9 protein-coding genes are annotated in these 11,301 nt (G+C 73.1%); 1 reads left to right on the plus strand and 8 read right to left on the minus strand.

Translation table 11 applies throughout. From position 1 onward, the window contains the following. Nucleotides 1–27: 27 nt before the first annotated feature. From ACF1BH_RS01545 to ACF1BH_RS01565, 5 genes are all read right to left on the minus strand, one after another. On the minus strand, nt 28–291 hold the full coding sequence (locus ACF1BH_RS01545) for a hypothetical protein (RefSeq protein WP_391640362.1): 264 nt from the start codon (nt 289–291) through the stop codon (nt 28–30). A gap of 169 nt (nt 292–460) precedes the next feature. After that, nucleotides 461–778 carry a hypothetical protein gene (locus ACF1BH_RS01550; protein WP_391640363.1) on the minus strand — a complete coding sequence of 106 codons (318 nt, stop codon included), beginning with the start codon at nt 776–778 and terminating at the stop codon, nt 461–463. Beyond that, nucleotides 775–1,128, minus strand: coding sequence for a WhiB family transcriptional regulator (locus tag ACF1BH_RS01555; protein ID WP_030280963.1), 354 nt, complete (start codon nt 1,126–1,128; stop codon nt 775–777). Before ACF1BH_RS01555 ends, ACF1BH_RS01550 begins: the two co-directional genes overlap by 4 nt. A gap of 116 nt (nt 1,129–1,244) precedes the next feature. After that, entirely contained in the window at nt 1,245–1,568 is a 324-nt protein-coding gene (locus ACF1BH_RS01560; protein ID WP_391640364.1) for a hypothetical protein, read from the minus strand. Nucleotides 1,569–1,710: 142 nt separating this feature from the next. After that, complete coding sequence (locus ACF1BH_RS01565) at nt 1,711–3,960, minus strand: ATP-dependent DNA helicase UvrD2 (protein ID WP_391640365.1); 2,250 nt, start codon at nt 3,958–3,960, stop codon at nt 1,711–1,713. Nucleotides 3,961–4,435: 475 nt separating this feature from the next. On the opposite strand from ACF1BH_RS01565, the gene ACF1BH_RS01570 reads away from it, so the two are divergent. Continuing rightward, nucleotides 4,436–4,693, plus strand: coding sequence for a glutaredoxin family protein (locus ACF1BH_RS01570; RefSeq protein ID WP_391640366.1), 258 nt, complete (start codon nt 4,436–4,438; stop codon nt 4,691–4,693). Between the two features lie 199 nt (nt 4,694–4,892). Here the strand turns inward: ACF1BH_RS01570 and nudC are convergent, their stop codons facing one another. The 3 genes from nudC to ACF1BH_RS01585 form a co-directional block, all read right to left on the minus strand. After that, nucleotides 4,893–5,828, minus strand: a complete 936-nt coding sequence (nudC, locus tag ACF1BH_RS01575) for an NAD(+) diphosphatase (RefSeq protein WP_391640367.1) — start codon at nt 5,826–5,828, stop codon at nt 4,893–4,895. A gap of 67 nt (nt 5,829–5,895) precedes the next feature. Continuing rightward, nucleotides 5,896–7,296 carry a dipeptidase gene (locus tag ACF1BH_RS01580; RefSeq protein ID WP_391640368.1) on the minus strand — a complete coding sequence of 467 codons (1,401 nt, stop codon included), beginning with the start codon at nt 7,294–7,296 and terminating at the stop codon, nt 5,896–5,898. A gap of 10 nt (nt 7,297–7,306) precedes the next feature. After that, nucleotides 7,307–11,155: a UvrD-helicase domain-containing protein gene (locus ACF1BH_RS01585; RefSeq protein ID WP_391640369.1), complete on the minus strand. Its 3,849-nt coding sequence runs from the start codon at nt 11,153–11,155 to the stop codon at nt 7,307–7,309. Nucleotides 11,156–11,301: the final 146 nt, after the last annotated feature.

Consider the following 11,301-nt stretch of genomic DNA (forward strand, 5'->3'; position numbering starts at 1 on the left):
CACGGCCACCGCCACGTGCTGTGGGGCTCACCAGTGGCCGGAGTCCAGGCGCCCTTCGATGGAGCGGAGGTGCTCCCGCGCGCATCCGTCGCAGAAATAGCGACGGACACCGTGCTCCACCGAGCAGGTCCACAGCGGCGGGCTCTCCTCGGCGACGGCGCCGCAACGGGCGCAGGAGATACCGGGGGCGGCGTCGTCCCCACTGCCCGTGCTCGTACCGGGGCGGCCCCCGGCTTCGGTGTCGGTCTCGGCCGTCGGCTGCTGCGCCGTGCCGTGCGTCGTGCGGTCCACGGTACGACGATATCCCCGCAGCCCCCGCCGCGACGGAAACACGCGGCCGGGGCCCGCCCAACCGGACGGGCCCCGGGCCCACGGCGCACGGAGCGCGCCGCCGCCTCACCCCTGCCGGGCCGGTCGACCCGGCGGCTGCGCGGCGCGCCCTCGTGATCCTGTTACCGCGTCACTGCATCACGGCCATGGCCAGGGCGCGGCGGGCACGGAGCGACGCGCGTTCCGCGCGCCGCTGCATCCGCCGCGCGGCAGCGAGCCGATGGCCCCTTCGTTCGGACTCGGCTTGGTGCAGGCGTTCGTGCATATGGGCACGCGCCAGGGCTTCTGGGATGAGTTGCATCTCGAGGTTCCTGTTCTGACGAGACTCGATCGCACCGGAGTTCACGGGTGCGGGCATTTCGGTGACGGTGGGGTTCATCGCTGGGTCCTGCTTCCGGGGGTCCCGTGTACCGGGACGGTCGATCGTTCCTGTGCCGGGGGTGTTCATGCCGCGACCGGGTTCTTGCGCGGACGGCCTCGCGGGCGCTTCCGCGCCACGACGACGCCCTGGACGAACAGCTCACCGCCCCAGACGCCCCACGGCTCACGGCGGTCCTTGGCACCCGCCAGGCACGCCTCACGGACGGGGCAGGTGCGGCACAGCGACTTGGCGTACTCGACGTCCGCCGGGGACTCGGCGAAGAAGACCTCGGGGTCGTAGGTGCGGCACGGCACGGCGGCGCCCAGACGGTCGATTTCGTTGTCCAGCTCGGTGAGGGGAAGCAAGGAGTTCTCCTGGGGATCAGGCGGGGGGATCAGGTCGGTCGCAACGGACGGGGTGTGCGTCTGCAGTTGCACGGTGTGTGTTCCTCGTCTGTGTGGCCCGGCGGTGGCCGGGCGCTGGGCAAACAAAAGGGCCGCGGATCCCGGTGGGGGTTCCGCGGCCCTGGAAGGCGCCGACCTGATCATGCCGATCAGGCTGGATCTCTCCAGGGTTCAAGGCCGCGGTAGGCCCACGTTTCATGCTGGCGGTACTGCTGCTGGGATCCGGCACCATTGGCTGCCGTAGGAGCAAAGGCGTTCGCCACTGCTGCCACTGCCGCTACCGCAGGTGCCTGCGCCGGTCGCGCACTGCGCTCCTCCGCCACGAGGGACAGGAGGAACTCGGGACGCTTGACCTCGGCGCCGGACAGGCGGCCGAAGCCGGACATACCGGTGCCCAGGAGCGAAGAGCCGAGAGAGCAGGTGGCGACGACCGAACGATCGGTCATTTTGTTCATCTCGATGAAGCTGATCACTGGGGTCGCCTCCTCTCGGCGTCTCGGTGGACCGGGAATCCCGTTCCAAACATGTTCAAGTACAACACGGATACTTCCGGACCCGGAAGCCCGTCATCACCGTGCTCCCGCAGGCTATGGGGATGCCGTCCGCGCGCGCAAACTATTTTTCCGACGAGTTTCCCGCGGCCCCCTCACCGCTCTCGCCGCCGTCCTCCCCAAGGCCCTCCGCCGCGCCGTCGCCAAGCTCCTGACCTGCGCACAACGCCAGCACCTCGACCCCGAAACGGTCCAGCTTCCGCCGCCCCACACCGGAAATCTGCGCCAGCTCCCCCGCCGACCCCGGCACCGCCTCCGCAATCGCCATCAACGTCTTGTCGGTGAACACGCAATACGCCGGCTGCGACAACCGCGCCGCCTGCTCCGCCCGCCAGTCACGCAGCCGCTCGTACAGCCCCTCGTCCAACTCCGACGGACAGTCCTCACACCGCATCAACTTCATCTCGCCCGCGTCCGTCAGCGTCCGCCCGCACACCCGGCACCGGGCCGGCTTGCGGTCCCGGCGCCGGAGGCCACCGGACACCCCGCCCGCTCCCCGCTCCACGCCGCCCACCGCCGCACCCGCCGCGCGGCGCGCCACACCACCGCCGCCGGGCCGCAGACCGTTCAGGAACCGGCTGGCCCGCCGCGACGCCCGACCGCCCGGCGAACGCGCCAACGACCACGACAACGCCAGATGCTCCCGCGCCCGCGTCACGCCCACATACAGCAGCCGCCGCTCCTCCTCGACCTCCGCATCGGACGTCGCATGCGAGATCGGCACCATGCCCTCGGTCAGCCCCACCAGGAACACCGCGTCCCACTCCAGGCCCTTCGCGGCATGCAGCGACGCCAGCGTCACCCCCTCGACCGTCGGCGCATGCTGCGCCCGCGCCCGCTCGTCCAGCTCCGCCACCAGATCCGCCAACGATGCCTCCGGACGCGCCCGCGCGAAATCCTCCGCCAGCCGCATCAACGCCGCCAACGACTCCCACCGGTCCCGCACCGCACCCGAACCCGCCGGCGGCTGCCCCGTCCAGCCCTTCGTACTCAGCACCGCCCGCACCTGCGACGGCACATCCACCGCATCGTCCAGCAGCGCGTCGTTCCCCCCGAAGCGCGCCGCGCTGCGCAACGCCACGCCCGCCTCCCGCACCTCCGGCCGCTCGAAGAACCGCTCGGCCCCCCGCAACAGATACGGCACACCCGCATCCGCCAGCGCCTGCTCGTACACCTCGGACTGCGCGTTGATACGGAACAGCACCGCTATCTCACCCGCCGACACCCCCGACGCGATCAGCTCCCGGACCCGCCGGGCCACGCCCTCCGCCTCCGCGGGCTCATCGGCGTACTCCACGAACACCGGCTCCGGACCCGGCGCGCGCTGCGACACCAGCTCCAGACGGTGCTCCGCCGCCCGACCGCTCGCCTGCGCCAGCACACCGTTCGCCAGATGCACCACCTGCGGCGTCGAACGGTAGTCCCGCACCAGCTTCACGACCGTCGCCCCCGGATGACGCATCCGGAAATTCAGCAGATGATCAGGGGTCGCGCCGGTGAAGCTGTAAATCGTCTGCCCCGGGTCACCCACCACGCACAGGGACTCCCGCTCCCCCAGCCACAGCTCCAGAAGGCGCTGCTGCAACGGGCTGACGTCCTGGTACTCGTCGACGACGAAATGCTGATACTGCGCCCTGACCTGCTCGGCGATGTCATGGCGGTCCTGCAGCACCCCCACCGTCAGCAACAGCACGTCCTCGAAATCGATGACGCCGCGCTCCCGCTTCAGCTGCTCGTACATCGTGTAGATCTGCCCGACCTCGGCCGCATCCCGAGGCGCCGCCCGGCCCGCCTTCACCAGCGCCGCCGGATAATCCGCCGGAACCGTCTGCGTCACCTTCGACCACTCGATCTCGCCCGTGACCTCCCGCAGCTCCGCACGGTCCAACCGCACCCGGCACCGCGCCGCCGCCTCCGCGACCACCTGCACCTTCCGCTCCAGCAGCCGCGGCACCTCACCGCCCACCGCCTTCGGCCAGAAGAACTGCAACTGCCGCAACGCCGCCGAGTGGAACGTCCGCGCCTGCACCCCACCCGCACCGAGCTGCCGCAGCCGACCCCGCATCTCCCCCGCCGCCCGCGCCGTGAACGTCACCGCCAGCACACTCGCCGGCTGCATCACCCCCGACCGCACGCCGTACGCGATCCGGTGCGTGATCGCCCGGGTCTTGCCCGTGCCCGCACCCGCCAGCACACACACCGGACCCCGCAGCGCCGTCGCCACCTCACGCTGCTCCGGGTCGAGCCCGTCGAGCACCGCGTCGGCCGAGTCCGGGACCTGCGGGAAAAGAGAGGAATCCGATGCTGCAGTCACCCCGCCAATGCTGCCAGGTCCGCCGCCACACCCCCCAAACCGTCCACAGGCCACCCGGCACCGGTACTACCGCAACCGCCCTCTGTGGACAGCCGCCGACACCCCACGCCGAAATCTGCTGGAGTGGGAGAAGCGAGAACAGCCGACGGCATCACCTCGGCCGCGGCTTGGCGGCGGAAGGGGCTGGGCTGGGCCGCGGGGCCTAGAGCGCGGTGGGGGTGGAGGAGGGGTGGGGTGGGGGCGGGGCCCCCGGGGGGCAGGGAGGCGGGAACGGGGGTGGGGGGAAGGGGGGCGGGGAGCCCCCACCATCCAGCCCCCGCTCACCCCCGGGAATGCTCCAGCCCCCCAGCACGTTCACCTACCGTCGCCACCCCGCTCGCGCCCGTGAGGCGCAGGTCGGGTCCGGCTCGGACCCAGGGTCCGGTTCGGTGTGGCGGCTTCTGTTCGAGGGTCTTACCGAAGGAGCGCGGGACGCATGGCGGGCACTGTGACGATGTACAGCACGACCTGGTGCGGTTACTGCCGTCGGCTGAAGAGCCAGATGGACCGCGAGGGCATCGCGTACACGGAGATCAACATCGAGCATGACGCCGAGTCCGCGGCGTTCGTGGAGAAGGCGAACGGCGGCAACCAGACGGTGCCGACCGTGCTGGTGGTTCCCCCGTCCGGCGGCGAGAACATCGTCATGACGAACCCGAGCCTCAACCAGGTCAAGCAGGCGCTGGCCGTCTGAGGCACCACGCGCCGGCTGTGCCCTCCCCGGAGCCTTCCGGGGAGGGCACAGCCGTTTCCGGGCGGCGCGCCCCGGGCACGACCGCACACAGGGCCGCCAGCCCGCCCCCTCCCGGGCCGCCGGGCCCGCCCCGCCCGGAACAGCCGCGCTCCCCCCGAGGGAAGCCCCGCAGCTCCCGTGGCCCCGCCGTACCCGCGGGTCAGGGCTTGGGCAGCGGCTTGCCGTACCAGGTTTCGATGAGGCGGGCGGCGATGGAGATGCCGTACGGGGGCAGGACCTCGCCGGAGGCGAAGGCGGCGGTGAGGTCGTCGCGGGAGAACCAGCGGGCCTCCTCGATCTCCTCGCCGTCGACCTGTATGTCGGAGGAGGTGGCGCGGGCCATGAAGCCGAGCATGAGGCTGGAGGGGAAGGGCCAGGGCTGGCTGGCGACGTATTCGACGTCGCCGACGACGACGCCGGCCTCCTCGAAGACCTCGCGGGCCACGGACTGCTCGATGGACTCGCCCGGTTCGACGAAGCCGGCGAGGGTGGAGAAGCGGCCTTCGGGCCAGTGGACCTGGCGGCCGAGGAGGGCGCGGTCCTGGTCGTCGGTGACGAGCATGATGACGGCCGGGTCGGTGCGGGGGTAGTGCTCGGCGCCGCAGGCGGGGCAGCGGCGGATGTGCCCGGCGGCGGCGATGACGGTGCGTTCGCCGCAGCGGGAGCAGAAGCGGTGGAGGCGCTGCCAGTTCTCCAGGGCGACGGCGTGGACGAGGAGTCCGGCGTCGCGCGGGGAGAGGAGCAGTCCGGCTTCGCGGAGTCCGGCGGCGCGGGCGGACTGGTCGAGGCGGCCGGGGAGGACGTCCTTCTGGAGGGCGAAGTAGCTGATGCCGTCGTCGTCGGTGCCGAGGTAGTAGCGGTGGGCCTCGGTCAGGGGCGCTTCGAAGGACGGCGTCATGATGAGTTCGGTGCGGCCGTCGGGGGTGTCGTCGATGAGGGCCTGACCGCCGGAGACCACGAAGACGCGCGTGGAGGGGTGGCTCCAGGCCGCGGCGAGCCATGCCTCGTCGAGGCGGTGGTGGGCGGAGCGGTCGATGCCGCTCGGTGCGCTGAAGGTGATCGGCCGGTCTGCGTCGTGGTCGGTCCAGGTGGTCACTGCTGTCTCCAACTCCCCCTGTGGCGTGGGTGGTTGCTGCGTGCGGGGCGGCGGGCGGTGGGGCGGGTCAGGTGGTGTGCCAGTGCTCCGCGAGGTCGCCCCAGAGGTGTGCGGTGGTTTCGGCGCCCTTGAGGAGGAGGTCGAGTTCGACCTTTTCGTTGGGGGCGTGCCAGCCGTCGGAGGGGATGGAGATGCCGAGGAAGAGGACGGGTACGCCGAGGACGTCCTGGAGGTCGGCGGCGGGTCCGGAGCCGCCTTCGCGGGTGAAGCGGATCTTCTGGCCGAACGCGCGGCCCATGGCGCGGACGACGGACTGGAGTGCGGGGTGGTCGAGGGGGGTGAGGCAGGGGCGGGTGGCGCCCCAGAAGGTGAGGGTGTGGCGGATGCCGTCGGGGAGGCGGGCGGCGACCCAGTCGCGGACGGCCTGCTGGACGGCGTCGGCGTCCTGGCCCGCGACGAGTCGGAAGGAGAGCTTCAGCTGGGCGGTGGCGGGGACGATGGTTTTGCCGCCGGGGCCCTGGTAGCCGCCGGAGATGCCGTTGACCTCGGCGGTGGGGCGGGCCCAGATGCGTTCGAGGGTGGTGTGGTCCGCCTCGCCGAGGGTGGCGTGGGAGTGGGCGGTGTTCAGCCAGGCGGTTTCGTCGAAGGGGAGTTCGGCGAAGAGGGCGCGTTCCTGGTCGGTGAGGGGGATGACGCCGTCGTAGAAGCCGGGGATGGTGACGCGGCGGTCGGTGTCGTGGAGGGCGGCGGCCAGGCGGGCGGCTTCGGTGGCGGGGTTGGGGACGGCGCCGCCGAAGGAGCCGGAGTGGATGTCCTGGTCGGGGCCGTGGAGGTCGATCTGGCAGTCGGTGAGGCCGCGCATGCCGGTGCAGACGGTGGGGGTGTCCTTGGACCACATGCCGGTGTCGGAGACGATCACGGCGTCGCAGGCCAGGCGGTCGGCGTGGCGGGCGATGAGGTCGGGGAAGTGCGGGGAGCCGGATTCCTCTTCTCCTTCGATGAGGAGTTTGAGGTGGACGGCGGGGGTGGTGCGGCCGGTGGCGGCGAGGTGGGCGCGGACGCCGAGGGTGTGGAAGAAGACCTGGCCCTTGTCGTCGGCGGCGCCGCGGGCGTAGAGCTTGCCGTCGGCGGTGTGCGGCTCGAAGGGGTCGGTGTGCCAGCCGTCGTCGCGGGTGGCGGGCTGGACGTCGTGGTGGCCGTAGACGAGGACGGTGGGGGCGTCGGGGTCGTCGCTGGGCCAGTGAGCATAGACGGCGGGGTGGCCGTCGGTCTCCCAGATCTCGGCGGTGGGGAAGCCGGTTTCGGTGAGCTTGGCGGCGAGCCATTCGGCGCTGCGGCGCACGTCGGGGGTGTGGCCGGGATCGGCCGACACGGAGGGGATGCGCAGCCAGTCGGCGAGGTCGGCGAGGAAGGTGTCGCGGTGGGCCGTGAGGTACGCGTGGACGGCGCTGTCCGGGGTGGTGCTCATGGGTCCGAGCCTATCGGCCTTCCGGGTGAGGGCGGTCGGCGGTCTCGCCGCGGAGGATGCGTTCGAGTTCGGGGCGTCCGGGGAGGTGGGTGGGGCGGATGAGGGTGCCGGTGCGGACGTGGAGGAAGGCGGCGTCGACGGCGGTGGGGGGCAGGTGGTGGCGTTCGGCCCAGGCGAGGCGGTAGATCGCGAGTTGGAGGGGGTCGGCGTCCCGGGTGTGGCCGGTTTTCCAGTCGATGATCTCGAAGTGGTCGTCGCCGTCGGGGCCGGTGGTGGTGTAGACGGCGTCGATGCGGCCGCTGATGACGCGTCCGGCGAGGGTCATCCGGAACGGTGCTTCGACGCGGTGCGGGGTGCGGTGGGCGTAGGGGGTGCGGGCGAAGGCTTCCTTGAGGGCTTCGAGGTCGCTCTCGTCGGCGATGTCGGGGTGGGCTTCGGGGTCGGCGCCGGGGAGGTCGTCGGGGTCGTGGAGGGGGAGGGGGAGTTCTTCGTGGCGGGAGGCGACCCAGGCGTGGAAGCGGGTGCCGCGGCGGGCGGCGGGCTGGGGTGGGCGGGGCGTGGGGCGGGCGAGTTCGCGGGCGAAGGCGTCGGGGTCGGCGGCGAGGTGCATCAGCTGGGTGGCGCTGAGGGCGTGCGGGAGGGGGACGTCGCGGGCGCCGGCGCGGGCGCGGCGGAGTTCGGCGGTGAGGGCGTCGAGGTCGCGGTCCCAGGAGGCGAGGGTGCGGCGGTCCTCGGGGAGGAGGGCGGCGTCGGCGTCGGTGCCCTCGTGGCCTGGGGTGTGGTGGCCGGTGGTGTACGGGGTGGCTGTTCCGGTGTGGCGGGGGCCGGGGACGGCGGGGTGGTGCGGGGGGTGGGCCGGGAGAAGGTCCGCCTCGCCGGCGAAGAGGTCGGGTGCGTCGGCGTCGGGGCGGGCTGCGCCGGTGCCGCTCCCCCGGCGGTGGGCGGGTTCGCTCCCCCGGTGGTGGGCGGGACCGTCCTCGGTGGCGGGGCGTGCGGGCGCGGCTCCGTACGGGTCGGCGTCGCTGTACGGATCGGGGCCCGCGTACGGGCCGGGGTCCCCGTACGGGTCGGCGTCCGCGTACGGGTCGGCGTCCGCGTACGGGTCGGCGTCCGCGTACGGGTCGGGGGCGTCGAACGGCTCGGGGCCCCCGTAGGGGTCGGGCGCGTCGTGGGGGGTGGGCTCTCCGTAGGGGGCCGGGGCGTCGAACGGGTCGGGCTCCTCGGGGAGGCCGGGATCGTCGTACGGCGTGGCGGCGGGCGCGCCGTGGCCGTCGCGGCGCGGGTCCGGGATCCGGGCTGCGCCGGCCGCGGTGGTGGGCTCGTCCGGCAGGCGGGAGAGGTAGGAGCGGACCGTGGCCGCGGCGGTGCGGCGGTGGGTGGTGGCGGTGGGGTCGAGGGGCAGGGGCCAGTCGTGGGTGGTGGCCTCGTCGGTGAGGGTGGGGTTCTCCGCGTCGTCCTCGGGCGGGTCGGTCCAGGCGTCGATCTCGCCGTGGCCGGCCTCGCAGTGGACGCGGAGGGCTTCGAGGAAGGCGGACGGGCCGCGGGGGCGCTTCTGCTGGGGGCCCCACCAGTGGCCGGAGCCGAGGAGGAGGGAGCGGGGGCGGGTGAAGGTGACGTAGCCGAGGCGGAGTTCCTCGGTGGACTGGTGGTCCTTCATCGCCTCCTTGAACGCCTTGAGGCCGCGGGCGTCGAAGGTGTCGACGTCGGGGAGGGTGGCGGCGTCGCCGCGGAGGGTGTGCGGGAGGACCTTGGGGCGGGTGGTCCAGGAGTCGCGGGGCTGTTCGCTGGGGAACTGCTTGGCGACGAGTCCGGGGACGGCGACGACGTCCCATTCGAGGCCCTTGGACTTGTGGGCGGTGAGGATCTTGATGGTGTTGTCGCCGCCGGGCAGGGAGCTGTCGAGGCCCTTTTCGTGGCGGGCGGCGGTGCGGAGGAAGCCGAGGAAGGCGGTGAGGGTGGCGTCGCCGTCGAGGGCGGCGCCACCCTGTTTGGCGGCGAATCCGGCGGCGGTGTCGAGGAAGGTGGTGAGGGTTTCGCGGCGGCGGGCGGCGAGGGCGTGCGGGGAGGCGGCCAGTTCGACGTCGAGGCCGGTGGTGGCGAGGACGCGGTGGAGAACGTCCATGAGGGGGTCGCCGGTGCAGCGGCGCAGGTCGCGGAGTTCGGTGGCGAGGTAGGCGAAGCGGACGCGGGCCTCGGGTGAGAAGGGGAGGCCGTCGTCGGGGCCGTCGGCTTCGAGGAAGGTGTCGAGGGCGTCGGCGAGGGAGAGCGTTTCGGCCGGGTCGGTGCCTTCGACGGCTTGGGCGAGGCGGCGGTCGGGGTCGTCGGCGGGGCCGGTGTGGTGGACGAGGGTGCGGGCGCGGCGGCCGAGGAGGGCGAGGTCGCGGGGGCCGATGCGCCAGCGGGGGCCGATGAGGAGGCGGACGAGGGCGGCGTTGGCGGTGGGGTCCTGGAGGACTTCGCAGACGGCGACGAGGTCGGCGATCTCGGGGAGGTGGAGGAGGCCGGAGAGGCCGACGACCTCGACGGGGAGGTCGCGGTCGACGAGCTCGCTCTGGATGCGGGCGAAGTCGGTGGCGGTGCGGCACAGGACGGCGATCTCGCCGGGCGGGGTGCCGGTGGCCACGAGGTGGGCGAGGTGGTCGGCGAGCCAGGTCAGCTCGTCGGCGTGGGTGGGCAGCAGGGCGCAGCGGACGGTGCCGTCGTGTTCGGCGCCGGGGGCGGGGCGGAGGGCTTCGACGCCGGTGTGGCGGGCGCGGAGGGGGGCGGCGAGGGTGTTGGCGAGGTCGAGGAGGCGGCCGCCGCTGCGGCGGTTCTCGCTGAGGGCGAAGCGGCGGGCGGGGGTGCCGTCGGGGAACGGGAAGTGTGCGGGGAAGTCGTCGAGGTTGGCGACGGAGGCGCCGCGCCAGCCGTAGATGGCCTGGCAGGGGTCGCCGACGGCGGTGACGGCGTGGCCGGTGCCGTGTCCCGCGTGCGGGCCGGATCCGGCGCCGAAGAGGCCGGAGAGGAGGAGGCGCTGGGCGACGGAGGTGTCCTGGTATTCGTCGAGGAGGACGACGCGGAATTCGTCGCGGAGGAGGGCGCCCACGTCGGGGCGGGTGGTGGCGAGGGTGGCGGAGAGGGCGATCTGGTCGCCGAAGTCGAGGAGGTCGCGGCGGCGTTTGGCGTCGCGGTAGGCGGCGACGAGGGTGGTCAGTTCGCGGCGGGCGCGGGCGGTCTCGGGGACTTTCCGCAGGTCGGCGTTTGTGAGCGGGCGGTTTTCGAGGGTGGCGAGCAGCTCGGTGTCGTACGCCTGGAGGCGGTCGGGGGTGACGAGGTGTTCGGCGAGCTCGGCGTCGAGGGCGAGGAGGTCGTCGACGAGGGTGGGGAGGGAGGTGGTGAGGGCGGGGAAGGGGCCTTGGGCGGCGCGCAGGACGCGGGCGGCGAGCTGGAAGCGGGTGGCGTCGGCGAGGAGGTGGGCGCCGGGTTCGATGCCGATGCGCAGGCCGTGGTCCTTGAGGAGGGTGCCGGCGAAGGCGTGGTAGGTGGAGATGCGGGGTTCGCCGGGGTGGCCGTCGGGGGCGGTGGGGTCGTCGGCGGGGGTGGTGACGCCGGCGGCGTGGAGGGCGGTGCGGACGCGGTCGCGCAGTTCGCCTGCGGCTTTGTTGGTGAAGGTGAGGCCGAGGACCTGTTCGGGGGCGACCTGGCCGGTGCCGACGAGCCAGACGACGCGGGCGGCCATGACGGTGGTCTTGCCGGATCCGGCGCCGGCCACGATGACCTGCGGGGCGGGCGGCGCGGTGATGCAGGCCGTCTGCTCCGGGGTGAACGGGATGCCGAGGAGTTCTTTGAGCTGCTCGGGGTCGTTGAGTGGCGCGGACACATCGAAAACGGTAACGGGCGGGACTGACAGTCGGGGCCGGAGTGCCGTGCGTACCGGGGGTGACCTGCGGAGATGTCGTTACGGAGGGAGCGGGGGCCGGGTCTGGGTCCGGCTCCCGCGCCGTGCCGCGGCCCGTCGCCCGCCGG

It is taken from the genome of Streptomyces sp. NPDC014733 (genome assembly GCF_043083385.1).
Classification (GTDB): domain Bacteria; phylum Actinomycetota; class Actinomycetes; order Streptomycetales; family Streptomycetaceae; genus Streptomyces.

What these genes read in the sequence shown, in the direction of transcription:
- ACF1BH_RS01550 (WP_391640363.1), bottom strand. Translation starts at nt 778, where the DNA reads ATGAACACCCCCGGCACAGGAACGATCGACCGTCCCGGTACACGGGAC.
- ACF1BH_RS01570 (WP_391640366.1), top strand. Translation starts at nt 4,436, where the DNA reads ATGGCGGGCACTGTGACGATGTACAGCACGACCTGGTGCGGTTACTGC.
- ACF1BH_RS01580 (WP_391640368.1), bottom strand. Translation starts at nt 7,296, where the DNA reads ATGAGCACCACCCCGGACAGCGCCGTCCACGCGTACCTCACGGCCCAC.